The organism is Saccharothrix obliqua, from assembly GCF_019375475.1.
Classification (GTDB): domain Bacteria; phylum Actinomycetota; class Actinomycetes; order Mycobacteriales; family Pseudonocardiaceae; genus Actinosynnema; species Actinosynnema obliqua.
Genome location: NZ_JAHXGQ010000004.1, coordinates 474279 through 499630 on the forward strand (window position 1 = coordinate 474279; position 25352 = coordinate 499630).

28 protein-coding genes are annotated in these 25352 nt (G+C 72.7%); 18 read left to right on the forward strand and 10 right to left on the reverse strand.

The features are described 5' to 3' along the window. Nucleotides 1-114: 114 nt before the first annotated feature. Nucleotides 115-543, forward strand: a complete 429-nt coding sequence (locus KZQ38_RS15485; protein WP_219442612.1) for a cupin domain-containing protein — start codon at nt 115-117, stop codon at nt 541-543. Nucleotides 544-740: 197 nt separating this feature from the next. Continuing rightward, entirely contained in the window at nt 741-1640 is a 900-nt protein-coding gene (locus KZQ38_RS15490) for an RNA polymerase sigma-70 factor (RefSeq protein WP_219442614.1), read from the forward strand. A 98-nt stretch (nt 1641-1738) separates the two neighbouring features. Here the strand turns inward: KZQ38_RS15490 and KZQ38_RS15495 are convergent, their stop codons facing one another. The 3 genes from KZQ38_RS15495 to KZQ38_RS15505 form a co-directional block, all read right to left on the reverse strand. After that, complete coding sequence (locus KZQ38_RS15495; protein ID WP_308258421.1) at nt 1739-2437, reverse strand: MOSC domain-containing protein; 699 nt, start codon at nt 2435-2437, stop codon at nt 1739-1741. 136 nt (nt 2438-2573) lie between these two features. Continuing rightward, nucleotides 2574-3173, reverse strand: coding sequence for a MarR family winged helix-turn-helix transcriptional regulator (locus KZQ38_RS15500; RefSeq protein ID WP_308258422.1), 600 nt, complete (start codon nt 3171-3173; stop codon nt 2574-2576). Nucleotides 3174-3224: 51 nt separating this feature from the next. Further along, on the reverse strand, nt 3225-3812 hold the full coding sequence (locus KZQ38_RS15505; RefSeq protein ID WP_219442618.1) for an AAA family ATPase: 588 nt from the start codon (nt 3810-3812) through the stop codon (nt 3225-3227). Nucleotides 3813-4146: 334 nt separating this feature from the next. Between KZQ38_RS15505 and KZQ38_RS15510 the strand changes: the two genes are divergently transcribed. Beyond that, complete coding sequence (locus KZQ38_RS15510) at nt 4147-4575, forward strand: Fur family transcriptional regulator (RefSeq protein ID WP_219442620.1); 429 nt, start codon at nt 4147-4149, stop codon at nt 4573-4575. 18 nt (nt 4576-4593) lie between these two features. Beyond that, nucleotides 4594-6828 (forward strand): catalase/peroxidase HPI, encoded by a 2235-nt coding sequence (katG, locus tag KZQ38_RS15515; RefSeq protein WP_308258423.1) that lies wholly within the window; start codon nt 4594-4596, stop codon nt 6826-6828. Nucleotides 6829-6871: 43 nt separating this feature from the next. Here the strand turns inward: katG and KZQ38_RS15520 are convergent, their stop codons facing one another. Continuing rightward, nucleotides 6872-8023 carry a serine hydrolase domain-containing protein gene (locus tag KZQ38_RS15520; RefSeq protein ID WP_257901429.1) on the reverse strand — a complete coding sequence of 384 codons (1152 nt, stop codon included), beginning with the start codon at nt 8021-8023 and terminating at the stop codon, nt 6872-6874. Between the two features lie 180 nt (nt 8024-8203). Between KZQ38_RS15520 and KZQ38_RS15525 the strand changes: the two genes are divergently transcribed. From KZQ38_RS15525 to KZQ38_RS15545, 5 genes are all read left to right on the forward strand, one after another. After that, nucleotides 8204-8743, forward strand: a complete 540-nt coding sequence (locus KZQ38_RS15525; protein ID WP_219442622.1) for a CAP domain-containing protein — start codon at nt 8204-8206, stop codon at nt 8741-8743. A gap of 114 nt (nt 8744-8857) precedes the next feature. Beyond that, on the forward strand, nt 8858-9151 hold the full coding sequence (locus tag KZQ38_RS15530) for an ArsR/SmtB family transcription factor (RefSeq protein ID WP_372452244.1): 294 nt from the start codon (nt 8858-8860) through the stop codon (nt 9149-9151). Continuing rightward, the gene (locus KZQ38_RS15535) at nt 9148-9534 is read left to right on the forward strand and encodes a VOC family protein (protein ID WP_219442626.1); all 387 of its coding nucleotides are present in this window, start codon (nt 9148-9150) and stop codon (nt 9532-9534) included. The genes KZQ38_RS15530 and KZQ38_RS15535 overlap by 4 nt, the downstream gene beginning before the upstream one ends. Before the next feature lie 145 nt (nt 9535-9679). Further along, complete coding sequence (locus KZQ38_RS15540; protein ID WP_219442627.1) at nt 9680-10552, forward strand: serine hydrolase; 873 nt, start codon at nt 9680-9682, stop codon at nt 10550-10552. 45 nt (nt 10553-10597) lie between these two features. Continuing rightward, entirely contained in the window at nt 10598-11092 is a 495-nt protein-coding gene (locus KZQ38_RS15545) for a SigE family RNA polymerase sigma factor (protein ID WP_308258424.1), read from the forward strand. Nucleotides 11093-11094: 2 nt separating this feature from the next. Here KZQ38_RS15545 and KZQ38_RS15550 read toward each other — a convergent pair whose 3' ends face one another. From KZQ38_RS15550 to KZQ38_RS15560, 3 genes are read right to left on the reverse strand one after another with little or no spacing between them, the layout of a single operon-like run. Continuing rightward, complete coding sequence (locus tag KZQ38_RS15550) at nt 11095-11862, reverse strand: ABC transporter ATP-binding protein (protein ID WP_219442629.1); 768 nt, start codon at nt 11860-11862, stop codon at nt 11095-11097. Continuing rightward, nucleotides 11855-12862, reverse strand: a complete 1008-nt coding sequence (locus tag KZQ38_RS15555) for a taurine ABC transporter substrate-binding protein (protein ID WP_219442631.1) — start codon at nt 12860-12862, stop codon at nt 11855-11857. Before KZQ38_RS15555 ends, KZQ38_RS15550 begins: the two co-directional genes overlap by 8 nt. 23 nt (nt 12863-12885) lie before the next feature. Beyond that, nucleotides 12886-13686 (reverse strand): ABC transporter permease, encoded by an 801-nt coding sequence (locus tag KZQ38_RS15560; RefSeq protein ID WP_219442633.1) that lies wholly within the window; start codon nt 13684-13686, stop codon nt 12886-12888. A 242-nt stretch (nt 13687-13928) separates the two neighbouring features. On the opposite strand from KZQ38_RS15560, the gene KZQ38_RS15565 reads away from it, so the two are divergent. Next, entirely contained in the window at nt 13929-14198 is a 270-nt protein-coding gene (locus tag KZQ38_RS15565; RefSeq protein WP_219442635.1) for a hypothetical protein, read from the forward strand. A 175-nt stretch (nt 14199-14373) separates the two neighbouring features. After that, a complete protein-coding gene (locus KZQ38_RS15570; protein WP_219442637.1) occupies nt 14374-14781 on the forward strand; it encodes a hypothetical protein in 408 nt (135 codons plus the stop codon). Nucleotides 14782-14785: 4 nt separating this feature from the next. Here the strand turns inward: KZQ38_RS15570 and KZQ38_RS15575 are convergent, their stop codons facing one another. Continuing rightward, nucleotides 14786-15466 (reverse strand): SDR family NAD(P)-dependent oxidoreductase, encoded by a 681-nt coding sequence (locus KZQ38_RS15575; RefSeq protein WP_219442638.1) that lies wholly within the window; start codon nt 15464-15466, stop codon nt 14786-14788. 208 nt (nt 15467-15674) lie between these two features. Between KZQ38_RS15575 and KZQ38_RS15580 the strand changes: the two genes are divergently transcribed. From KZQ38_RS15580 to surE, 6 genes are all read left to right on the forward strand, one after another. Further along, the gene (locus tag KZQ38_RS15580) at nt 15675-17201 is read left to right on the forward strand and encodes a spherulation-specific family 4 protein (protein WP_219442640.1); all 1527 of its coding nucleotides are present in this window, start codon (nt 15675-15677) and stop codon (nt 17199-17201) included. A gap of 151 nt (nt 17202-17352) precedes the next feature. Next, on the forward strand, nt 17353-18243 hold the full coding sequence (locus tag KZQ38_RS15585) for a DMT family transporter (RefSeq protein WP_219442642.1): 891 nt from the start codon (nt 17353-17355) through the stop codon (nt 18241-18243). Nucleotides 18244-18276: 33 nt separating this feature from the next. After that, nucleotides 18277-19053, forward strand: a complete 777-nt coding sequence (locus KZQ38_RS15590) for a hypothetical protein (protein ID WP_219442644.1) — start codon at nt 18277-18279, stop codon at nt 19051-19053. Continuing rightward, nucleotides 19050-19922, forward strand: coding sequence for a class I SAM-dependent methyltransferase (locus KZQ38_RS15595; RefSeq protein WP_219442646.1), 873 nt, complete (start codon nt 19050-19052; stop codon nt 19920-19922). Before KZQ38_RS15590 ends, KZQ38_RS15595 begins: the two co-directional genes overlap by 4 nt. 49 nt (nt 19923-19971) lie before the next feature. Beyond that, the gene (locus KZQ38_RS15600) at nt 19972-20898 is read left to right on the forward strand and encodes a PfkB family carbohydrate kinase (RefSeq protein ID WP_219442648.1); all 927 of its coding nucleotides are present in this window, start codon (nt 19972-19974) and stop codon (nt 20896-20898) included. Next, nucleotides 20895-21626: a 5'/3'-nucleotidase SurE gene (gene surE, locus KZQ38_RS15605; protein ID WP_219442650.1), complete on the forward strand. Its 732-nt coding sequence runs from the start codon at nt 20895-20897 to the stop codon at nt 21624-21626. Before KZQ38_RS15600 ends, surE begins: the two co-directional genes overlap by 4 nt. Before the next feature lie 3 nt (nt 21627-21629). On the opposite strand, the gene KZQ38_RS15610 is transcribed toward surE, so the two are convergent. Further along, nucleotides 21630-22019, reverse strand: coding sequence for a hypothetical protein (locus KZQ38_RS15610; protein ID WP_219442652.1), 390 nt, complete (start codon nt 22017-22019; stop codon nt 21630-21632). A 215-nt stretch (nt 22020-22234) separates the two neighbouring features. Continuing rightward, a complete protein-coding gene (locus tag KZQ38_RS15615) occupies nt 22235-22831 on the reverse strand; it encodes a GNAT family N-acetyltransferase (protein WP_219442653.1) in 597 nt (198 codons plus the stop codon). A gap of 834 nt (nt 22832-23665) precedes the next feature. On the opposite strand from KZQ38_RS15615, the gene KZQ38_RS15620 reads away from it, so the two are divergent. Continuing rightward, a complete protein-coding gene (locus KZQ38_RS15620) occupies nt 23666-25282 on the forward strand; it encodes a cation:proton antiporter (protein ID WP_219442655.1) in 1617 nt (538 codons plus the stop codon). The last annotated feature ends 70 nt before the right edge of the window (nt 25283-25352 follow it).

Below are 25352 nucleotides of genomic sequence, written 5' to 3' on the forward strand. Positions count from 1 at the left end.
CAACGCGGCGGGCCGGTTTGTGACAGCCGATGTCGATTCGCCCGATCGTGGCCGCCGGTCACAAACGCCGGGGGCGCCTTGTCCTAGCTGTGGAACGACGCACTTGGAGGGAACATGAGCCACGAGCACGTGCTGGAGAACCCCGACGCGGTCGGGCCGCCGCCGCAGATCGACGTCGTGGGGACCGTGCCGGACGCACCACCGATCCCGGCGGGCGCGGAGGCGATGACCATCCGGGTCACCCTGCCCCCGGGCAGCCCCGGCGCGCCACCACACCGCCACTCCGGTCCCGCCTACGGTTTCGTGGTGCGAGGCGAGATCGTCTTCGAGCTGGAGGGCGAGCCGGAACGGGTGCTGCGGGCGGGCGACGCGTTCTGGGAGCCCGGCGGTGACGTGATCCACTACCAGGACGGCAACAACCTCCGGGACGCGGAATCGGTGTTCGTGGTGACCATGTTCTGCGCACCCGGCCAACCGATGCTCACCGCGGTGGAGCCGGAGGAGCTGGCCGCACGCCGCGACCGCCGCGCACCGCGCCCCTGACCGACCGCGCCGATCGCTCCCGGACGCGCTCCGGGGGCGATCGGCGCGGCTGGACCCCGCTGGTGCGGGAAAGACCCGAGCTTGGCGGAACGCTCGCGTGGACTCCTCCCCTGGCTTCGGGGCCGGCACCCTAGGATCGGGTCGGATCGCGTTGCCGGCGGGACAGTGCGGCCACCGAGCAGGAGGACGACCCGACCATGGCGGACGCCGCCGGTGTGGACCTCGACCAGGCGGCGGCCGTGTTCGCGGCGGCTCGGCCGCGGTTGTTCGGGATCGCCTACCGGATGTTGGGCAGCGCGGTCGACGCCGAGGACCTGGTGCAGGAGGTGTGGCTGCGTTGGCAGGCCGCCGACCGGTCAGCGGTTCGGGAGCCGGCCGCCTACCTGGCCACCGCCACCACCCGCCTGGCCATCAACGCGAGCCGCACCGCGCGGGCGCGGCACGAGGTCTACGTGGGGCCGTGGCTGCCCGAGCCGGTGGACACGTCCGCCGACCCCCAGCTGGGCGCCGAGCGGGACGCCGCGCTCGAGGTCGCCGTGTTGTTCCTGCTGGAGAAGCTGACGCCCACGCAGCGGGCGGCGTACGTGCTCCGCGAGGCGTTCGACTACTCCTACGACCGGATCGCGGAGATCGTCCAGGCCACCGAGACCTCGGCACGCCAACTCGTCAGCCGCGCGCGCAGGCAGCTCGCCGACGAGCGCCGCGCCCCGGTGGGCGGTCCGGAGCAGCGGCGGTTGCTGGCGGCGTTCGTGGCGGCGGCCCGGGAGGGCGACCTGGCCGCGTTGGAGGAGCTGTTCGCCGCCGACGTGGTGAGCTACTCCGACGGCGGCGGCGCGGTGCGTGCGTCGCGCATCCCCGTGCACGGCGCGACCACCGTGGCGAAGTACGTCCGCGCGTTCAGCGGCCACTTCTGGACCGGCGTCGAGGTTTCCTGGGCGGAGGTCAACGGCCGGACCGCCGCGCTGCTGCGGCGGGACGGTGTCACGTTCACGGTGCTGGCGGTGGCCGCGTCGGAGGAGGGCATCGACCGGATCTTCTGGATCATGAACCCGAGCAAGCTGGGCGGGGTCGCTTCGCACCAGCCGTTCCCGGCGTAGGGCTGCGACCACAAGCGGGACCACGCCTGGAACGCGGCCGTCTTCAGCGGTCATCCGTCCGAAAAGGACACTCGTTGGTTGCTTGTCGTGGCGGGAGATCACGGTTGGGCTGAGCCGTGCAGTCGTGCGGTCTGGTCGTCCAGCCGCCCGTCGAGGCGGTCGTGGAGCAGGCGCGCCCAGGCTGCGGGCAGCACGTCGGGGTGGTCGAGCAGGCGACGCGCGGCGGCCAGGTCGGCGCGGTCGACGTTGAGCACCCGGTGCGCCTCGGCGGCGGTGATGCCGTGTCGGGGGCGGTGCAGCAGTTCGACGCCGTCGCCCGCCTGGACGTGACCGGTGCGCAGCACCCGGCAGTAGAACCCGGTGCGGCCGGTGCGCTGGGTGCGTACCGCCATGTCCGCGACGCCGTGGTGGACGGCCAACCGGTAGCAGGGCCGGCGTGGCTGGGTCACCTGGAGCACAGCGGTGCCGACCGCGTAGACCGCGCCCAGCACGGCGTCGGTCTCCAGCACGCCGTTGGTGGTCAGGTTCTCCCCGAACGTGGGCGCGGTGAGGTCACCGAGCTGCGCGGCCCACGCCGGGTAGTGCTCGCCCGGGTAGACGAGGACCGCCTTGTCCGGTCCGCCGTGGTGCTTCCGGTCGCCCTGCTCGTCACCCACGAGGCCGAGCGACGTGATGCCGACCGGCCCGCGCACCGGGGCTTTGCGGATGCCTGACACGACCGTCCGCCCGCGCCAGGACAGCGGACGCGCGGCGCCCACCGATACGACCAGCACCTCACCCGGGCGTTCGTCCACCACCCCGCGCCTCCTCGTTGCCGCGACGATCATGCCACATAGCTAGGAGTCCTACCTAGTAGTGGTGCGTGCACCAACACGACTCGTCAAGCCCCCGGGTCGTCCCGGCCACCCTCTCCCCGGACCACGAGAACAGGTCCTAAGCCGTGATCGGCTCGTGGTCGGCGCAGTCGGTTCGCAGGTCCACCAACGGCAACGGCGCCCGGAGCAGGCCGCAGTGGTGCGGGGCGGCGGGGTCCGGGTGGGTGTCGGGCTGGAAGAAGCGGCACGTGGTGCAGGTGCGCGCTACACCCACCACGCCGGCGCGCTGGAGGTCCGCGATCACCCGGAGCACGCTGTGCAACGTCGTGGCGCGGTCCTCGACCGGCAGCCGGGCCAACGCCGCCGACAACGGCCCGTCCCACAACGCCAACTCGTCGGCGACCTCCTCACCCCCACCGGTGAGGGTCAACAGCCGCCGCCTGCCGTCAGCACCGGGAGACCGCGTCACGAGTCCCTTGCGCTCCAACGCACTCACGGCGTCGGACATCGTCGGCGTGGTCACGTCGAACTCGGCGGCCAGCGCGCCCACCTCCCGACGGGCGGCGGGCAGGGCCGCCAGTGCGAGCACCGCCTGCTGCTGGAGCGGCGACAGGCCGTGGGTTCGGGCGCTGCGCTGGGCCAACGAGCGCACACCGCGCCCCAGCCGCTCCAGCGCGTCCGCGAGCCGCCCGTCCAGGTCGGCACCGGTTCCAGCCACGTCCACGCACCCCTTCGACGGAGAAAACGCGCCAAGGGTACGGGCAAGTGGTCACGGGAGGGTGGTGCGGCCGTTGAACGGGGCGAACACCTCCCCGGTCCGCACGAGCCGGCGCAACTCCTCGGCCGCCTCCGGGACGGACAGGTCCGAGTTGTCGATCACCGGGACCCCGCGGTCGCGCCAGGGCAGCATCCGGTCGTGGATGATCCGGAGCACGTCCTCGGACAGCAGCCGGGTCCCGCGCCGGTGGGCGTTGCGCGTCACCAGCACGTCGAACCGCGGCAGGAACACCGCGAACCCGACCTCCAGGCCGGCCAGCTCGGACCGCCAGCGGTCCAGGCCGACCTCCGGCCAGTCGGGGAACACCGCGTCGTCCACGAAGCAGAAATAGCCGGCCGCGGTGTACCGGCGGGCGAGGTCGGCGCAGGTGGCGCGCGCCAGCTCGTACTGCCGCTCGGCCGACGGCGACCACCCGTCCTCCGGGTTCGCGTACCCGCACTTGACCATGTCCCGCACGTCGTCGAGCGAAACGTGCACCGCGGGACGGCCCATCGTCCGCGCGAGGTGGTCCACCACGCTGGTCTTGCCCGCTCCCGCCGGACCGCTCACCAGGACCACGGGCCCCCGTTCCGCTGCCATCGCCCACCCCTCTCGTCCTGCCCCACCAAAGCACTCCAGTGGCACGGCCCGACGCCAGGCCGTCACCTGTCCGAGGGACGCCCGTCCGGTACCGCAGAACCGGACGCTGCCGCACCAAGCGGACATCGCGGAAGCCCTCGGCTGGGCAGGGGCCGGGGTGCCCGGACGGCTACGGCGCCCTCCGGCAGGCGGTCCTCGTGGTGGTCGAAGTGCTCAAACCGGACGATCCGTTGGCGGACAACGGTTGTGCGGCACCGCCTGCCCCCAGGAACCGGGCCGGATTTGGTTGCGCGCACACTTGATTCAGTCCAGTTATTGGTCGACACTTCGGCAGGTGCCCACGGCCACCGAGTTCGAGCAGATGCTGCGCGGCGCTTCGCTGCGGGTGACGGGTCCTCGGCTCGCGGTGCTGTCCGCGGTGCACGAGCGACCGCACGCCGACACCGATTCCATCATCGGCGTCGTGCGGGAGAAGCTGGGCACGGTGTCCCACCAAGCCGTGTACGACGTGCTGCGCGCCCTCACCTCCGCGGGCCTCCTGCGGCGCATCGAACCGCCGGGTTCCGTGGCCCGGTACGAGGCGCGAGTCGGGGACAACCACCACCACGTGGTGTGCCGGTCCTGCGGCGCCATCGCCGACGTGGACTGCGCGATCGGCACCGCACCCTGCCTCACGCCCTCCCACGACCACGGCTTCGTCATCGACGAGGCCGAGGTCGTCTACCGGGGCTTGTGCCCCGGTTGCTCCGCGATGTCCCGTTGACCTTCCGGAAGGATTCCCGTGTCCGACAGCCCGAACGCCGTCGTTGGAGAGATGAACGAGGAGGACGCGGGCGGCTGCCCGGTCTCGGTCGGCCGCATCAGCCACCCGACCGAGGGCGGCGGCAACCACGACTGGTGGCCGAACCAGCTCAACCTGCGCATCCTGCGCAAGCACCCCGCCGAGGCGAACCCCATGGGCGGCGACTTCGACTACGCGGCCGAGTTCCGGACGCTCGACCTGGACGAGCTGGCGCGGGACGTGGACGAGGTCCTCACCACCTCCAAGGACTGGTGGCCCGCGGACTTCGGCCACTACGGGCCGTTCATGATCCGCATGGCGTGGCACAGCGCGGGCACCTACCGCGTCCACGACGGCCGGGGCGGCGCGGGTGCGGGTATGCAGCGCTTCGCACCGCTGAACAGCTGGCCGGACAACGGCAACCTGGACAAGGCGCGCCGCCTGCTCTGGCCGGTGAAGAAGAAGTACGGCCGCAAGCTCTCGTGGGCGGACCTGCTGATCTTCACGGGCAACCGGGCCCTGGAGACCATGGGGTTCAAGACGTTCGGCTTCGCCGGTGGCCGGGCCGACGTGTGGGAGCCCGACGAGGACGTGTACTGGGGCCCGGAGCGCACCTGGCTCGGCGACGAGCGCTACACCGGTGACCGGGACCTGGAGAACCCGCTGGCCGCCGTGCAGATGGGTCTCATCTACGTCAACCCCGAGGGCCCCAACGGCACCCCGGACCCGCTGGCCGCCGCCCGCGACATCCGCGAGACGTTCGGCCGCATGGCGATGAACGACGAGGAGACCGTCGCGCTGATCGCGGGCGGGCACACGTTCGGCAAGGGGCACGGCGCGGCCGACCCGAGCGAGCACGTCGGCCCGGAACCCGAGGGCGCGCCGCTGGAGGAGCAGGGCCTGGGCTGGCGCAACACCTTCGGCAGCGGCAAGGGTCGCGACGCCATCACCAGCGGCCTGGAGGTCACCTGGACGGCCACGCCGACGCGGTGGGACAACACCTTCTTCGAGAACCTGTTCGGCTACGAGTGGGAGCTGACCAAGAGCCCCGCGGGCGCGCACCAGTGGCAGCCCAAGGACGGCGCGGGCGCGAACACCGTGCCGGACCCGGAGGACGGCTCGCTGTCCCGCCCGCCGACGATGCTCACCACCGACCTGGCGTTGCGGCTCGACCCGGTCTACGAGCCGATCTCGCGCCGGTTCCTGGAGCACCCCGACCAGTTCGCGGACGCGTTCGCGCGGGCCTGGTTCAAGCTGACGCACCGCGACATGGGCCCGATCCAGCGCTACCTCGGCCCGCTGGTGCCGCGGGAGGAGCTGATCTGGCAGGACCGGGTGCCCGCCGTGGACCACGAGCTGGTCGACGCCGACGACGTGGCCGCCCTCAAGCGTGAGGTCCTGGCGACCGGCCTGACCGTCGCGCAGCTCGTGACCACGGCGTGGGCCTCGGCCTCGACGTTCCGGGGCGGCGACAAGCGCGGTGGCGCGAACGGCGCGCGCATCCGGCTGGAGCCGCAGCGGAACTGGGAGGTCAACGAGCCCGAGGCGCTGGCGGCGGTGCTGCGTGTGCTGGAGGGCGTCCAGGAGCGCTTCAACAACGCCCAGACCGGCGGCAAGCGGGTTTCGCTCGCGGACCTGATCGTGCTCGCCGGTGGCGCGGCGGTCGAGCAGGCGGCACGCGAAGCGGGCCACGACGTCGTCGTGCCGTTCCGGCCGGGCCGGACCGACGCGTCGCAGGAGCAGACCGACGCGGACTCGTTCGCCGCGATGGAGCCCACCGCCGACGGGTTCCGCAACCACCTCGGCAAGGGCCACCGCCTGCCGGCGGAGTTCCTGCTGGTCGACCGCGCGAACCTGCTGACCCTCACCGCGCCCGAGATGACCGTGCTCGTCGGCGGCCTGCGCGTGCTGGGCGCCAACCACAAGAGGTCCGCGCTGGGCGTGCTCACCGAACGGCCGGGTGTGCTGACCAACGACTTCTTCGCGCACCTGCTCGACATCGAGACCGAGTGGCGGCCGACGTCGCGCGAGGCGGAGACCTTCGAGGGCCGCGACCGGGCGACCGGCGAGGTCAGGTGGACCGGTTCACGCGTCGACCTGGTCTTCGGCTCCAACTCGGAGCTGCGTGCCGTCGCCGAGGTCTACGCCGCCGACGACGCGGGCGGGAAGTTCGTCCGGGACTTCGTGGCCGCGTGGGTCAAGGTCATGGAACTCGACCGGTACGACCTGGTCTGATCCGCCGCACCGCCCCGGCCCCGGCCGGGGCGGTGTCGCCGGTTCAGCCGCACAGCGCGTGGTCCACCAGCGCGGCGGAGACGTCACCGGTGGGCGGGGGCACGCCGGGACCGGGTCGCGCCGGGTTGTCGGTGTTCAGCGACACGACGACGCTGCGGCTGCCGTCCGGGCTCACCCCGTTGCGGGTGCGGAAGCCGTGGATGTCCCCGCCGTGCGCCCACGAGCCGCCGCACGAGTTGGGTATCCACAACAGGCCCAGCCCGTAGCGGACACCGGGCCAGACCGCCTCGAATCGCCGTGCGGGCACGGTGGTCCGCATCTCGGCCAGTTGGGCGGGCGCGAGCAGTTCACCGCGCACGAGGGCGCGCAGGAACCGGTTGACGTCCTCGGCGGTGCTGACGATCTCCCCCGCCGCGTCGGCCCAGGACGGGTTCATCACGGTGACGTCGACCTCCGGCTCCCCGGCGGCGAACCGGTGGTACCCGCGGGCGTGCGGCGGCGGCAGGACCGGGACGGCGCCGGGGGTCGAGGTGTTCCGCAGCCCCAGCGGGGCGAGGACGCGCGCGTGCACCTCCTCCCGCCACCGCCGCCCGGTGACCTCCTCCAGGATCATCCCGGCGAGGACGTAGTTCGTGTTGGAGTAGCCCCAGTCGGTGCCGGGTGCGAAGTCCGGCGGCAGCGTCATGGCGAGGCCGACCAGGTCGCGCGGCACGAGGTGGCGGAACCGGTGGCGCTGGAAGCCCTCGCGCGTCTCCAGGTCGTCCAGCCGCCTGGTGTAGTCGGCGATACCGCTGGTGTGCTGGAGCAGTTGCCGCAACGTGACCCGGCCGCCGTCGTGGCCGCCGGTCACCACGCCGGGCAGCAGGTTCGCCACCGCGTCGTCCAGGGACAGCCGCCCTTCGCCGACCAGTTGCAGCACCGCGGTCGCCACGAACGTCTTGGTGAGGCTGCCGATCCGGAACCGGGCTCCCCACGGGACCGGCGTGCCCGCCACGCGGTCGCCGACGCCACCGCGCACGCGGTAGGCGCGGTCGGGGGTGTCCAGTCGCACGAGGACACCCGGCGCGCCGTAACCCAGCAGGCGGTCGGCGTCCTGCTGCAACCGCGTGCCGATGTCCGCCTGCGCGACGACGCCGGTGCTCCCGAGCAGGGTCACGGCGACCAACGCGACGCACGTCATGCGGTGAAGTCTCATGCCGGTAACCGTACGAGACCGATGCGTGACTCGCAGTGACAAGAGATCCCGTGTGGACAGGGCATACCCAGCGGTGGCCCCGCCATTCCCCCACCACCTGACCCGGTGAATGTCATCCGGGTTCGTTCCACGATCGGGCGCTCGGGTATCCGACCGGCACTTCGGAGAACTGGAGCCACCATGGAACGCTACGACGATGCTCCGACGCCGGACCGGTTGTCGGGCAACACAACCCCGCACGCCCGACGCAACCGGCGCGTGCTGGCGTGGACGGCCGCGGCCGTGCTGGCCGGCGCGGGGATCGGCGCGCTCGGGCAGCCGTCCGCGGCGCTGGGCGCATCCGACGCCGAACGGGTCGTGCAACTGGTCAACGCCGAACGCGCCAAGGCCGGCTGCGCCGCGCTGACCGTGGACGGCCGGGTGCAGTCGGCGGCCCAGGCGCACGCCGACGACATGGCCGCGCGGAACTACTACGAGCACAACAGCCCGGAGGGCAAGACCGGCGGTGACCGCCTCACCGCGGCCGGCTACAGCTGGCAGAAGTGGGGCGAGAACATCCACAAAGGACCGTCCAACGCCGACCGGGCCATGCGCGACTGGATGGACAGCGGCGCGCACCGCGCCAACATCGTCGACTGCTCGTTCCAGGTCATCGGGGTGGGCGTGAACAAGAATTCGCGCGGCCCGCTGTGGGTGCAGGACTTCGCCGTCGCGCGTTGAGGCCCGAAGCCCGTCCCCCTCGTCGGCACAACCGACGAGGGGGTTCGCGCGTTCTCCGAACAACAGGCAAGCCATCACTTGCCTGCAAGTCGTCACTTGCCTATCGTGGACGGCGTGGCGGACGACCTCTTCAAGGCGCTGGCCGATCCCACCCGCCGGCACATCCTCGACGAACTGGTGGACCGGGACTCCCAGACCCTGTTCGAGATCTGCGCGCGCCTGGCCACCAAGCACGGCCTCGGCCTGTCCCGCCAGGCGATCAGCCAGCACCTCGCCGTGCTGGAGGCCGCGGGCCTGGTCCGCTCCCGACGCCAGGGCCGCTACAAGTTCCACGAGCTGGACACCCGACCGCTTGAGCACATCGTGACGCGGTGGCTCAGGCCCGACTCACCGGAGAACACCCCATGAGGATCTACCTGACCAGCGTCTTCGTCGACGACCAGGACAAGGCCCTGCGCTTCTACACCGAGGTGCTGGGCTTCGTGAAGAAGACCGAGGTCCCGGTGGGCGCGGACCGCTGGCTGACCGTGGTGTCGCCGGAGGACCCCGACGGCACCGAACTGCTGCTGGAACCGGACGGCCACCCCGCCGTGAAGCCGTACAAGGACGCGTTGGCGGGCGACGGCATCCCGGCCGCCTCCTTCGCCGTGGACGACGTCCGCGCGGAGTTCGACCGGCTGCGCGGGCTCGGCGTTCGGTTCACCCAGGAGCCGCTGGAGGCCGACTCGGTGGTCACCGCGGTGCTCGACGACACCTGCGGCAACCTGATCCAGATCGCCCAGTACCGGTAGGGGCGAACGTGTGATCGTCACCACACCCGCGTTCGGCTGATCTGGAACCGCGCGCGTACGTCGCCGGGCGTCGCCACGTTGCCTTGCCGTGAAAGCAACATCACCCACCCCCTGAACCTTCTTTGCTCATGTGAGGAGCATGCGGGTGGGGTTGGTGGCGATGAGCGTCGGCGCGGTGGTCGCGATGGCCGTCACCGCCGCGACGACGGTGGGGCAGGCGGACCGGCGGCAGCCGGCCGCGGTGGCGGTGGCGGTCACGACGACGTCGTCCACCACGACGGTGGTGGCGTTGCCGGAGCCGCCGATCCTGGAGGAGCCGACGGTCTCCACGATGCCGCCGGCGCCCGAACCACCGGTGGAGGTCAGCCTGGAGGGCGTCGTGCCGGCGGTGCGGCGAGGCGTCGCCGTGCTCGACCGGCGGACCGGGCGCGAGGTGTTCGCCGAGCAGCCCGACCAGCCGTTCCCGGCCGCCTCCGTGATCAAGCTGCTGATCGCCCTCGACGCGCTGGAACGGCACGCGGCCTCGCCGAGCGCGGTGGCGGACATGCTGTCCACGAGCGACGACGACATCGCCAACCGGCTGTGGCGGCAGGCGATACCGCGGACCTGGGCCGCACGGCTCGGGCTGGCCGGGCTGACGCCCGCGCCGGACCCGAACAAGTGGGGCGACACGCTGATGACCGCGCACGACGTCATCGCGATCTACCAGCACGTGCTCGACTCGCCGCAGGCCGACGTGATCATCGACGCGCTGGCGGCGGCCACGCCCCTCGGCGCGGACGGCTTCGACCAGACCTTCGGCATCCCCGACGCCGTCGAGGACCACCGGTGGGCCGTGAAGCAGGGCTGGGCGTGCTGTTACGGCGGCCTGCGGGCGTTGAACACGACGGGCCTGGTCGACGACCGCTACGTGGTGGCCGTGCTGACCGAGCAGCCCCGCTCCACCGGGTACGCCGAGGCGGGTAAGGCGGTGACCGCCCTCGTCGCGGCGCTCACCCCGCTCTTCGACCCGGTGTGACCCGGTTCACGGGGACGCGCACGGGTGTTGCGGCGGACAACGGGTGTGACCGACGACGAGTTCCAGCGCTACGCGACCGCGAACACCGCGATGATCCGCCGCATCGCGTACCGGCTGTGCGGCGACCGGCACGTCGCGGACGACCTGACGCAGACGACGCTGGTCAAGCTGTACGCGGTGTGGCCGCGGCTGGGGCGGGACGTCAACCTGACCGCCTACGCGCGGAAGGTGTTGCTGCGCACGGCGATCGACGAGGGCAAGCGGCTGCACCGCAAGCGGGAGGCCGTCGTGGCCGAGCTGCCGCCGGTGGCCGTGCCACCGGCCGGTGTGGAGGACGTGCTGGACGTCCGCGCCGCGCTGGTGCGCCTGCCGCCGGGTCAGCGGGCCGTGGTGGTGCTGCGTTACTGCGCCGACCTGAGCCTGGCCGAGACCGCGCGGCGACTGGGGTGCGCGGAGGGCACGGTGAAGAGCCAGGCGGCCAAGGGGCTCGCCGCCCTGCGCGAGATCCTGACCGCCCGGCCCCGGCACTCGGCCGCGTGACGTCAGGCGGCGACCGCCCGGAGGGCGGCGGCCACCTCGCCGCGCAGCGCGGCGAAGTCCGCCGAGCCGCGCAGCTCGTCGGCGGGCACCCCGGAACGCGGGAGCGGGATGGGCAGGTCCAGGGCCACGCGTCCCGGGCGGTCGGACAGGACCACGACGCGGGTCGCGAGGAACACCGCCTCGTCCACGCTGTGCGTCACGAACACCACGCCCCGCTCCTCGCCGGTCAACGACCGCACGTCCTCTTGCAGCCGCTCGCGGGTCAACGCGTCCAGCGCGGCGAACGGTTCGTCCATCAGCAGCAGCCGGGGTCGCGCGGCCAGCGCACGCGCGATCGCCACGCGCTGCTGCTGGCCGCCGGAGATCTCCCACGTGCGGCGCTTGCCCAGCGCCGCCAGGCCCACCTGGTCCAGCAACGCCGCGATCCGCTCCGGGCGGTCGCGGCGCGGCACGCCCGCCCAGCGCAGGGCCGTGCCGATGTTGCCCGCGACGGCCTGCCAGGGGAACAGGCGTGGCTGCTGGAACACCGCGCCGACGTCCCGACCCGGCACGGGCGCGTCGCCCAGCACGCGGACCACGCCCGTCGTCGGCCGCTCGAACCCGCTCACCAAGCGCAGCAACGTGCTCTTGCCCGATCCCGACGGCCCGACGACGACCAGGAACTCCCCCGCCCCGACCCGCAGGTCGAGCGGCCCGAGGGCGGGCACGTCCGCTTTCCGCGCCCGGTAGCGGTGCTCGACGCCCGCCAGCTCCACCAGCGGTTCAGCCACGGGGCGTCCGCAGCGCCGCGCGGAACGCCGCCAGGTCCGGCACCGAGTCCACCTTCCGCTGGCCCAGCAGGAACTCCGCGGTGGACCGCAGCCGGGCGGCCAGCTCGCCGGGCGCCTCGGGCGTGCCGAAGAACTCCGGTGACCGCTGCTCCGCGTGGTCGAGGTAGATGTTCTGCTTGAGCTGGGACAGCGCGTCGTCCACGCTCGCGCCGATCTGCCGCGCCACGGCCTCGGCGACCACCCGCGGCTCCGACTTGATCTTCTTGAGGGCTTCGTCCGTGGCGGCCAGCCACGCGTCCACCACGTCGCCGTTCCGCTCGATGAACTCCTTGCGCGCCACGGTGAAGGTCAACGTGGGACGGCCCGCGGCGGCGAGCTTGGCGCTGTCGGTGAGGGTGACGCCGTCCTGCTGGAGCACACCGAGCACCGGTGTCCACACGTACGCGCCGTCGATGTCGCCGCGCTGCCAGGCGGCCTGGATGTTCTGGGGTTCCAGGTCCACCAGCGTCACCGACGCCGGGTCGACACCGGCCTGCTGGAACGCCGCCAGCAGGCTGTAGTGGGCGGTCGAGCTGAACGGCGTCGCGACCTTGCGGCCCACCAGTCCCCGGACGTCGGTGATGCCGCTGCCCGCGCGCACCACCAGTGCCTCGCTGTCGCCGATCACGTTCAGCAGCTCGATCACCTGGTACGGGATCGCCAGCGGCGGGCACAGCCCGGCGGCGGCCGGGCTGCTGCCGATGACGGCGATGTCGACCGCGCCGCCGAGGAAGGCGGTGTTGATGCTCGCGCCGGAGTCGAACGACGTCCACGTGATGTCGTGACCGGGCAGCGCCCGTTCCAGCACGCCCCGGTCCTTCACCAGCAGCGTGCTGTCGGCGAAGTTCTGGTAGGCCACGCGGACCCGCGGCCGGGTGCCGGACGAGCCGCCGACGCCGCACGCGGCCAGCACGGGCGCGAGGGCGAGCAGGGACAGGGCGGACCGGCGGGTGACGGGCATGGGTGTGCTCCCGTTGTCGGCGCTCACGCCCGGCCCCGCCACGGCGAGACGGCGCGTTGCAGCGCGAGGATCGCGGTGTCGATGAGCAAGCCGGTCAGTCCGATGACGACGAGGCCGAGCAGGACGACCGAAGTCTGGTTGTAGCGCTGGGCGTTGAGGACCATGCCGCCGATGCCGTCCGCGCCGTTGACCGTCTCGGCGGCCACCACCGAGCTGTAGGCCACGCCCACCGCCAGCCGCACCCCGGTCAGGATCTCCGGCGCGGACGCGGGCAGCACGACCGAGGCGAGCACACCCGCGCGGCCCGCGCCCAACGCGCGCGCGGCCTCCACGTACTGCCGGTTCACGCCCGTGACGGCCGCCGCGGTCGCCACCGCTACCGGTGGGAACGCGGCCACCACCAGCAGGTACACCTTCGGTTCCTCGTCGATGCCGAACCAGATCACCAGCAGGCTCAGGTAGGCCAGCGGCGGCAGCGCGCGCAGGAACGTGACGAACGGCTCGGCGACCGCGCGGACCAGCGGCGCCAAGCCCATCACCAGGCCGAGGACGACACCGACCAGCACGCCGTACGCCGAGCCGAGGCCGACCCGGCGCAGGCTCACACCGAGCCGTTCGGCCACCGTGGACCCGGCGTACCCGCCCTGCCCGTTGCCGCTGTCCGACGCCGCGAGGAGCTGGTCCCACACCTGCGCCGGTCCGGGCAGCACCACCGGCGGCCAGAACTCGGCGAGCACGAGCGCCTGCCAGATGGCCGACAACACCGCCACGGCCGCGACCCGCAGCAGCACCGGGCGCGTGCGCCGCGGTTCGTTCTGCGCCATGGGTGCTCCGGGCGGAGGGGACGGGACGGCGGCGAATGTACCGAACCACGTGGCCACTGATCCGCTTTCCCGCTGCGTGGACACCTGCGGTGAAAACCGTTGCGGGCCAGGCGTTTCCATGTTGGTCAAAGCTCGTACCGCGATCAGCTCCGCACACCGACTTGTCGGAACCACGACCAGCGGCACACCTCCCGTGTGCCGCCTATGCTGGGCTTTGACCGCGCACAGCAGAGGGAGCACCGATGACCACGCACCAGGGCGACGAGCCGAACGAGGTGGACGGCACGGTCGTGCAGCCCTCGTTCACCCCGGATTACTCGGACACGGGCGTGCCCAGCTTCGACTACGTCCGCGACCGCATCGAGAACCGCGCGCACACCGCGACCGGGCTCACCGAGTTGGCCGGGGTGGGCGGGCCCGACGTCCAGTCGCTCGACCAGCAGCAGGCGGAGCGGGAGGAAGCGGGCCGCGCCAAACTCGCCGAGATCCGCCGGGCGATGGGCAAGGACTGACCGCCTCGGGAGCACGCGGCCGTCCGCACCGCTCACGTGCGACACCGCCACGGGACCTCACGTGCGACACCGCCACGGGGGACCTCTCTCACGACGCCGCCCCTGCCCGCCCGGCGCGGCCCTTCGCACCCCACCCCGGCTGTCACGTTCGCGGCGGCGGTGTCGTCCTGGGGGCATGACGTTCCTACGCATCGGACTGTGGTTCCTGACCGCCACGCAGGTCGGGGTCGGAGGCTGGGCCTTGTTCGCGCCGCGGGGTTTCTACGACGGCTTCCCCGCGCCCGGCCACCACTGGGTCGCCATGTTCCCGCCCTTCAACGAACACCTGGTGCGCGACTTCGGCAGCCTCAACCTGGGGTTCGCGGTGGCGCTGGCCTTCGCCGCCGTCACCGCGAACCGACTGCTGGTCCAGGTCGTCCTGGTCTCGTACCTGACGTTCGCCGTCCCGCACATGGTCTTCCACCTCGGGCACCTCGACCACATGCCGGTGATCGACCAGGTCGGCAACGTGGTGACGCTGGCGCTGGCGGTCGTGCTGCCCGCCGTGCTGATCCCCGTCGCGCGACGCCGGGCGACCGCCTGACGGCTCAGGTCCGCAGGTAGGACGCGCCGTTCAGGTCGAGCACGGCACCGGACGCCCACTCGGCGGCCGGCGACGCCAGGTACACGACGGCCGCCGCGACCTCCTCGGGCCGCGCCACCCGGCCGAACGGACTCTGCTCGCGCACCTCGTCGGTCACCATGTCCGCCACCCGCTCGGTCGCGACGAAACCGGGCGCCACCGTCGCCACGGCGATGCCGTGCGGCGCGAGGTGGAGCGCCAGCGACTGCCCCATGGCGTGCAACGCCGCCTTGCTCGCGCCGTACGCGGGCATGTCGGGTTCACCGCGAAAAGCACCACGGGAACCCACGTTCACGATCCGCCCGCGAACACCGCGGTCCACCATGTGCTTCGCGACGCAGTACGACATGTTGGCCGCGCCGAACACGTTCACGTCGAACGTCCGACGCCACAACGCCTGCCACTCGGCGTACGACCGGTCCGACACGGAGCCCAACTCCACCAGCCCGGCGTTGTTCACGAGCACGTCGACTCCGCCGAGCACGTCCACGGCGGAGTCGACGGCACGTGCGATCGCGTCCGGGTCGGCCAGGTCGACGTCCGCCGACGACAACGCCACCACCTCGTCGCCGAGGTTCCGGAACGCCTCGGCGATCGACGCGCCGATGCCACGGTTGCCGCCGGTGACGAGCACCCCTCGGCTCATGTCGCGCACACCTCCACTTGATCCAGGTGTCCCCCACTCTGCCGGAAGGTGACGGGGCGGTGGCGAACCGGGTCGCCGTCACCCGCGCGTCGGGCCGGTCGGGTGACGACTGCGCCCGCTGCCCGCCCGGGTACCGACGGGCGGTCCAGCCGCCGCCCAGCCTTCCGCGTGATTGCCCAGCCGTCGGCAGTGGCCAAGACTGGCTGGCATGGCTCGCCTGAGTTCCGCTCTGGCCCGAGTCGGCGTCGCGGTCACGGCGGTTTCGCTGCTGACCCCGGTCCCCGCGACGGCGGCGACCGCGCAGCAGGCCGCGGTGCCGGCCTACTGGAGCCCGGCCGACCCGGATGGTCTGACGGCGTTCCGACGCCTGGCGCAGAACCGACCCACCACGGGCATCGTGGTGGTCAACGGCAGCCTCAGCAGACCCGAAGCGCCGTTCTCCCGGGGGTGGGCCGACGCGATCGAGGCGGTGCACGACTCCGGCGCACGCGTGCTGGTCTACGTCGACACCGGTTACTTCGGGGTCGACCTGGGCCAGGGCGCGCACCGGACCAGGGGCGGCGAGACGTCGGCCGACGCGTGGGCCGCGCAGGTCCGGCAGGACATCGACGAGTGGTACGCGTTGTACGGCGGTTACGGCGTGGACGGGGTGTTCCTGGACCAGGTCCTGCACGTGTGCGGCCCGGACGGCGAGTACGCCGCGCGTTACGCCGCGATCCGGGACCACCTCCGCGCCACGCAACCGCACGCCCGGCTCGCCATCAACCCCGGCACGGGCACCGAGCAGTGCTACGACGACGTCGCCGACACCATCCTGTCGTTCGAGGGCGACCACGCCTCGTACCTCGCGCACGTGCCGCCCGAGTGGGAAGCGACCCACCAGGACCGCAAGAAGTTCTGGCACCTGGTCTACGGCGTGCCCGACGCGGAGGGCATGTCCGCCGTCATCGCCCGCGCGCGGTCCAACCGGCCGGGTTACGTCTACGTCGGCGACCGCCCCTTCAGTCCGTCCACATGGGACTCGCTGCCCTCCTACTGGGACGCGGAGCTGCGTGAGATCGCGGGCGTGGCGGACACGACGCCGCCGGCGGTTCCGCGCGGGTTGACCGCGACGGCCACGTCCGGCCAGGTGGTCCTCCGGTGGCGGGCCGCGCTGGACAACGTCGCGGTGTCGGACTACGAGGTGTTCCAGGACGGGGTCCCGGTGGGCACCACCCACGACACCGCGTTCACCGCGACGGGCCTGCTGCCCGACACCTCCTACGCGTTCACCGTCCGGGCCCGCGACGTCGCGGGCAACGCCTCCGCGCCCGGCTCGCCGGTCACCGCCACCACACCGCCCGCGGCGGTGCTGGCGCCGCACGCGTGCCTCGGCCCGACCACCGCGCGTTACGACGCGACCTTCACCAGGGACTTCCCCCACCGCCGGGTGTTCATCGACGCCGACGACAACCCGGCCACCGGTTGGCCGCTGCCGCCCGGCCTGCCCTCCGGCGCGGACCACATGATCGAGAACAACGTCCTCTACCGCTACACCGGCCCGGGTTGGGCGTGGGAGCCCGTGCTCGTGGTCGAGCCGGAGCAGCACGGGCGGGTCGTCACCTGGCGGGTGCCGGTCACCGGTTTCGGCGAGGGGGGCGCGCCCACGCAGGTCGTGGTGTTCAACGGCAACGACGAGCAGGACGAGTTCAGCTCCGTGGTCACCGTCCACCGCACCGAGGAGGAGTGCTCCTGACCCGGCGGGCACACCGCCGCGCGAATTCACCGAATGGGGACGCGGTATTCGCGCGCATTCCCGCCCTGGCCGGTGGACGTGGAATATCCGGCCGGGTCGCACCCATTACGGGAGGCTGCTACAGTCGGTGGAGATCTTCAGAATAAAGGGGGTGTCTCCCACGAGGGGTTCCCTGGCAGCTATTCTGGCAGTCACCCTGTGGGCGACCAACGCATTCGCCGCCGAGGTCGCCCTGACCCGGATGAACGTTCTCCAACTGCTCTTCGTGCAATTCGGATCGGCCGCATCTGCGTTGTTCATCGGTCGTGCCGCACAGCGGCGGCGCGCATCCGGACAAGCACCCGGCAACACCGGTAAAGCACTCGTCGTGGGTGTCGTCGGGCTCACCGGGACGATTTTCCTGCAATACTTCGCGTTCGCGTCGACACCCATCGTCGCGGCCAGCGTCATCAGTTACGCGTGGCCGTTGTTGGCGGCGGTCGCGGTGATGGCGCTGACGCGCAGCAGGCAGGCCGTTCCCGGCGTGGTGCTGGGCGTCGTGGGCTTCGCCGGGGTCGCCCTGATCGTCGGCGACCAGGCGGCCACGTCGGCGGGCGGGAGCCTGCTCGGCTACGCGGCGGCGCTCGGTTCGGCGGCCTGCATGGCGTTCTTCACCGTCGCGGCGGGACGGGTCCGGGCGTCGACGGTCGACATGCTGGTGCCCGCGACCGCCACCGGGGCCGTGGTCGCGGGTGTGCTGCTCGCGCTCGGCGACGCCACCTGGCCGCCGCTGCCCGCCGTGGCGCTCGCCTGCTACGTCGGGTTGGGCCCGATGGCGGCCGGCTACGCGCTCTGGACGTCGGCGATGAAGAACGGGACCGACCGGCTCGCCCTGCTCGGCTTCGCCACGCCACTGCTGTCCACCGCCCTGCTGGTCGCCACCGGGGCGCCCGTCACCGGCCCGCTCCTGACCGGCGCGGCACTCGTGCTCGCGTGCGGCGCCGGCGTCCTCCTGGACGGCCACCGGCGGTCACGCGACACCGCCGCACCCGGGAAGTCCTGACGACCCGCGCACAGCCACGAGGAGGGATCCGCAATGCCCGAGAACCCGCCCGCCGGCATCACCCGGACCGAACTGCTCGGTCGACCGACCGTGTGGCGCGTATCGGACCTGGGCGTCACCCAGACCCCGCACGACTACCCCGCCGACCTGCTGGGCGAGATCCTCGCGAAGGCGATCGCCATCAAGGAGTCCGCCGCCGAGAAGCGGCACCTGAACCTGCGGTACATCCGGGGCGCGCACCAGCACATCCCGGAAGTCGCCGAACTCGTCCACCACCCGGGCCGGTTGGCGGCGCTGAGCGAACTGGCCGGGGTCCGGCTGGAGCCCTACCCGATTTCCGTCATCAGCACGACCATCACGTTCATGGGCGCTTCGGCCGAGGACGGCACGGTGGACTGGCACGCGGACGGCGTGCCGGTCACCGAGATCATCCCGCTGGCCATGGAGGACGTCGAGGGCGGCGAACTCACCGTCTTCCGGGGCAACTACGAGGAGGGCATGGCGAGGCTGGCGGACGGCGAGGAGTTCACGCCGGCGGAACTGGCCGTGTTCCCGCACCGGGTCGGCCACCGCACGGTCGCCCAGCTGATGCGCGTCCTGCACCGGACCGCGCCCATGACGAGGGGGTACCGGGTGAGCCTCAACCTCAACCTCAGGTCCGCCGAGCGGCCCTACGTGGACGACAACCCGCTGTACTACCTGGCCGCCGACAACCCGACCTTCGACTGGGTCGACGAGTACCTGGACGACGTGCGGCAGCGGCAGCTTCCCGCGTACCTCGCCGCGCAGGAGGGGGACGAACGCCGATGACCTCGGTGGAACCGCCCGAGAGGTTGCGCAAGGCCAACTTCGACGACCTCTACACGTCACCCGACCCGCGGGCCTACTACCGGGCGCTGCGCCCGCTCGACTACCGCGTCCCGCACCACGGCAGCGGGTTCTTCCGGTCCGTGCTGGCCCGCCTGCCGGTCGGCGACCGCGTGCCCCGCGTGCTGGACCTGTGCTGCTCGTACGGCATCAACGGGGCGCTGCTCAAGTACGACGTCGAGTTCGAGGAGTTGTACGACCACTACTGCGCCCCCGACGCCGCGGACCTCCCGGTGGACGGGCTGCTGCGCCGGGACCGCGAGTTCTTCGGCCCGCGCGGGCGTTCGCCCGGGGCGCACGTCACCGGGCTCGACACGTCGGCCGCCGCGATCGCGTACGGGCGCGAGGCCGGGCTGCTCGACGCGGGGCACGTGCGGGACCTGGAGCGGGACGAGCCCTCCGGCGACCTGGTCGCCACGATGGCCGGCGTCGACCTCGTCACCACCACCGGTGGCGTCGGGTACATCACGGAGCGGACGTTCGACCGCCTCTTCCGGGCGCTGCCCGCCACGCCGGGGCGGTCCGTGCCGTGGGTGGCCGCCGTGGTGCTCCGGGTGTTCCCCTACGACGGGATCGCGCGGACGCTCGCGCGGTACGGGCTGACCACCAGGCGACTCGGCGCGCCCGTGCCGCAACGCCGGTTCCGGGACGCCGCCGAGCAGGCGGACGCGCTGGCCGCGCTGGACCGGCTCGGCGTGGACCCCACGGGGCACGAGGACGACGGCCACTTCTACGCCGACCTGTACCTGTCGGCGCCCGCCGCCGCCCACCCGGCGCTCGGCATCCCGGCCGCTCGGCGCGCGCGGGAGTGACGACGTCACACGAACGGGTGGGAAACCGGCAAAACGGGTAAAAGAGATCATGGCGAGAGGTCTAGTGACGGTGTTCGCGCCGTCTCCCCAGTTGACGGTGACGGTCGAGGTGCTGGACGGCAACCCGGACATCCACGTCCACGCGGGCGGACAGGGCGTGTGGCAGTCGAGGATGATCGACTCGCTGGGCGTGGACGTCGTGTTGTGCGCGGCGCTGGGTGGTGAGACCGGGTCGGTGCTGCGTCACCTCATCGGTGTGGAACTGAAGGCGTTGGACGTCACCGCCCGCAACGGGGCGTACGTGCACGACCGCCGTGACGGCGTGCGGGACCCGGTGGTGGTGATGCCGGCCGACGCGTTGTCCCGTCACGACTTGGACGACCTGTACGAGATGACCCTGGTCCAGGGACTGCACGCGGGCGTGGCCGTGCTCAGCGGGCCCGCCGCCGACGACGAGCCCGTGCCGGACTCGGTCTACCGGCGGCTGGCCGAGGACCTCGGCGCGAACGGGTGCCGGGTCGTGGTGGACCTGTCCGGCGCACGGCTCGCCGCCGCCCTCGAGGGGTCGCCGGCGGTGGTGAAGGTCAGCCACGAGGAGCTGCTGGCCGACGGGCTGAGCGAGTCCGACGCGCTGCCCGACCTGGCGCGGGCGTGCCGGCGGATCGCCTCGTCCGGGGTCGGCACGGTCGTGGTGTCCAGGGCGGCGGACGGTGCCCTGGCCCTGGTCGACGGCGAGTTCTTCCTGGTCGAGGTGCCGAGGCTGAGCACCGTCGACACCCGCGGTGGTGGTGATTCGATGACCGCGGGACTCGCCGCCGGCCTGGCCCTCGGCCGGTCGGCGCACGACTCGCTCAAGCTGGGTGCGGCGGCGGGCGCGGTCAACGTCATGCGGCACGGGCTGGGTTCCGGCGGCGGCGACGTGGTCCGGGAACTGGCCGAACGGGTGCGGCTCACGCGGTGGGAGGAAGACAGGTGAAAGCGCTCATCACCAACGACGACGGCATCGACTCGCCGGGCCTGGCCGCCTTGGCCCGTGCCGCGGTGGACCACGGTTGGCAGACCGCGGTCGCCGCGCCCGCGCGGGAGTCCAGCGGCACCAGCGCCGGCCTGACCGCCGCCGAGGACGACCGCCGGGTCGAGGTGGACCGGCGGGAGCTGCCCGGCCTGCCCGGCGTCCCGGCCTACTCGGTCGCGGCGCACCCCGCCTTCATCGTCCTCGTGGCGGCACAGGGCGCGTTCGGCGACGTGCCCGACATCGTGCTGTCCGGTGTGAACCGGGGTGCCAACGTCGGTCGCGCGGTGCTGCACTCCGGCACCGTGGGCGCTGCCCTGACCGGGGCCATCAACGGTGCGCGCGCCATGGCCGTGTCGCTCGACGTCGGGTTGGAGCCGGGGGTCGAGCACTGGACCACCGCCACCGCGGTCGCCGCGAGCCTGTTCGACCGGCTCGCGGCGCTGCCGCCGGGCACGACGCTCAACCTCAACGTGCCCAACCAGCCGCACGCGGGCGCGCCGCGCCGGGCGTCGTTGGCGGAGTTCGGCGCGGTGCGCAGCCGGGTCAAGCAGGGTGACGACGGCTCGATCACGCTCACGTCGGTGTTCGTGGAGGGCGACCAGCCGCCCGGTAGCGATGCCGCGCTGCTCGCGGCGGGTCACCCCACCCTCACGCCGTTGCGCCCGGTGACCGAGGACCCGGAGGGGTAGCCGTCACCGCCCCAGCGCGGCCCGGACCTTCGCGATCACGGCGGTCTCGACCTCGGCGACCTGGCCGTCCGCGGCGGCGACCTCGTGGCAGATCGCCTCCACCGCGTCGGGGAAGGAGGCGGCCTCGGCGGGTGACTTGGCGGTGAGGACCTTCATGGAGACCCGCAGCGCCTCCAGGACCTCCTCCTCCAGTTGGCCTTCGGGGGTGGTGGAGAGGTCGACCCGGGACGCGTGGAGGACGCCGCGCAGTTCCGCGGACAGGTGGGCGAGCGCCTTGAGTCCCGCGTAGCGCTCCTGGATCACCGGCCCGGGGTCCGCGTGGGACACCAGCACCATCACCCCGAAGACCGCCTTGCGCAGGGCCCGGCTCTCCGCGTCCGTGTAGAAGATCATGGCGATCAGGATAAAGCCGGCCGGACGACCTGAACCCGCGCCCGGTCGCCGCGGGGCAGCCGATCGCGACGGCCCGGCCCCGCCCTCCGGCGGTCGACCGCACGTCCACCGGCACCGCCTCGCACGCGGGTGGTCGCCTGCTTCCCCGGTGGGGCCGGTGTTCCGGTCGGCGAGGCGGCGGGCGCGCTCCGCCTGGTCCACCCGCGATGTCGCGGCTACCTGCCGGTGGACAGCGCGCCCCTGCCGGTGGAACTCCTCGGGTCACGCCAGATCGGGTACAGGGAGGGTCCGTCGGGCAGGGCGATCGGCGGCTCCAGCCTGGAGAACCCGGCTCGCTCGTACAGGGCCGCGCTGCGGGCCGAGGTCGCTTCGCCGTAGAAGGGCGTCCTCCTGTCGTCGCACCAGGCCACGACCTGCGACAGCGCGGCCTTGAACAGGCCCCGCCCCCTCGCCCCCGCCGCGACACCGCCGTAAATGGCGTAGAGGTGCGGCGGCAGAGCGCGGCGGCGTTGTTCGGCCAGCCTGCTGCACGTCCGGATCGCGTCCATCCGCGCGTGGAGCACCGGGAGGTCGATCACGTCGTCCTCGGTGGGCTCACCGCCGGGCGGACAGGCCGTGTAGACGCACTCGTAACCGGGTGAGGCCATCACCACGCCGCCGTGCGCGGCGGTCCAGTCCACAGTGGCCGCGAAGAATTCCACCAGACACCCGGGTCGTGACCCGTCGTCCGGGAACAGCCACCGGGCGACCGGGTCGTCGCCGAACACCTCGGCCAAGGCGGCGGCCACGTCGGCGCGCTCGCCGTCGTCCACCCTGCGGAAGGGCAGGCCCGCGCTCCATTCGGTCCGGCCCTGTGCACGGACACCACGACCGCCAGTCATGAGCGGCAGGTACCCGCGCCCGACCGGGTCAACCCCGACGACCGGCCGGTACGGCGAGGTTTCAGCCGAACGTGGGCCGCCCACCCGGCTCGGTGCAGCACCGGTCGGCTACCAGTCCCCGCCGTCACCCCCGTAGTACGCCCGGGTCGACAACCCGGCATCGCCGGCGGGGGATTCCCGGTGACCGGGTGCACCAGGTCGCCAACCGCGGTGCCGAGGGCGATCGTCGCCCACGCGATGTGCAGCACCTCGGCCTCGCCGGACAGGGGCAGGTCCGCACATCCCGCCCGGCGCGGCGCGTCCAGGTCCGGCACGGGCGTGCCTTCGCCGCACCCAACCGGTCCGCCGCTGCCGACCAACCCGTCGAGCGGTCAGCCGCTCGGCGACCGCGTCACCCGGCCCGGCGGCGCCCCGGCGAGCGGCACGCGCCACGTCGGTCACCGCTTGGCCGCGACGACTACCCATCAGGCGGGCTCCCGGAGGGTTTCGGCGCATCGCGGACCGGCCCGCCACCCGCGAGCCGCCCTCGGCCGGCCTGCCACCGATGCCATCGGCGACGCGCCGGCAGCGGCCCCGCATCCGACCCCGGCCACGGCGACAGCGGCCCACACCTCGCCCCGAACGACGCGGCGGCGGCTTGCGCCCCGGCCCCAACCGACAACGCGTCGGCGGCGATGCGCGGCCCGACCCGGCGGCAGGCGTCGGGGGGCGGGGACGCGGTTCTTGTCCCAGCATGGTGGGCGCGAACCGGTCGAAGGAGGGCGCGTGCTGGAGGTCATCACCGTCGCGGTCCTGGCTCTTGTGATCATCGCCGCCGCCGCGGTGCTCGCGCCCCGCCTGGGTGTCGCCGCCCCGCTGGTGCTGGTCCTGGTGGGCATCGCCACCGCCCTGGCGCCGGTGCTGGAAGACGTCGTCATCAACCCGGAGTGGGTCCTCGAAGGGCTGCTGCCACCGCTGCTCTACGCGTCCGCGGTGTCGATGCCCGCCATGAACTTCCGCCGCGAGTTCCGCGCCATCAGCGGCCTGTCCGTGTTGCTCGTGGTCGCGACCGCCCTGGTGCTGGGCGGTCTGTTCGCGTGGCTGGTCCCCGACCTCGGGTTCGTCTGGGGCGTGGCGCTGGGCGCGATCATCAGCCCCACGGACGCGGTGGCGACGTCGATCATCAAGGGCACCGGCCTGCCGCGCCGCGTGGTGGTCCTCCTCGACGGCGAGAGCCTGCTCAACGACGCCACCGCCCTGGTGCTGCTGCGCACGACCGTCGTGGCCACCGCGGCGGCGTTCTCGTTCTGGGGCGCGCTGGGCACCTTCGCCTACGCCATCGCGGTCGCCGTCGTCGTGGGCGCGCTCGTCGGCTGGGGCAACCTGGCGGTGCGCCGACGCGTGGGCGACGCGACCGTGAACACGATCCTGTCGTTCACCGTCCCGTTCGTGGCGGCCGTCCCGGCGGAAGCGCTCGGCAGCTCCGGCCTGGTCGCCGCCGTCGTCGCGGGCCTCATCACCGGTTTCCGGGCGCCCCGCGTGCTGCCGCCCCAGCACCGCGTCTCGGACGCGCAGAACTGGGCGTCCGTGGAACTGGTCCTCGAAGGCGTGGTCTTCCTCGCGATGGGCCTCCAGCTCTCCACGATCCTCACCGAGGTGCACCGCGAGCACACCGGCCTCGGCGCGGCGATCGGGATCGCGGCCATCGCGCTCGCCGTGACGCTGCTGGTCCGCACCGCCTACGTGACACCCCTGCTGTGGGCGCTGCGACGACGCGCGTCACGCGGCGAGGCGATCCAACCCCGCATCGCCGCCGTGAACGAACGCCTCGAAGCAGGTCAACCGGTCGGGTGGCGGCGGCAGCCCTCGCCGCGCGACCTGCAACGCCTCGCCACCCGCGTCCGCCGCGGGCTGGCCGACATCGACTACCTGCTGCGCCAGCCGCTCGGCGTCCGCGAGGGCTCGGTCGTGGTGTGGGCGGGTATGCGTGGCGCGATCACCGTGGCCGCCGCGCAGACCCTCCCGGAGAACACCCCGCACCGGCCGCTGCTGGTGTTCATCGCCTTCGCCGTGGCGACCATGTCGTTGCTGGTGCAGGGCGGCACGGTGGGGCCGCTGGTCAAGCGCCTGTTCCCGGACCGCGTGGACGAGGACGAGGCACGCGAGCAGCAGGAGGAGCGGGAGCAGATCCTCGCGCTGCTGCGCGACGCGGCCCACGACACCCCGCGCCCACCGGGCACCTCCAACAAGCAGCACTACATCGCCGTGCTCAACGCGCAGCGCGACGCGCTCCTCGACGCCCGTGACGACGGCGTGTACGACGCCGACGCCCTCTCCGCCGCGCTGCGCAACATCGACGCGGCCCAGATCACCCTCGAACTGCGTGGCGGAGCCAACGGCTGAGTCCACTATGGACAAAGAGCGTCACCCGATTGGCCGGACTAGACGCGACCGCGTCCGCAACAATCGGGAC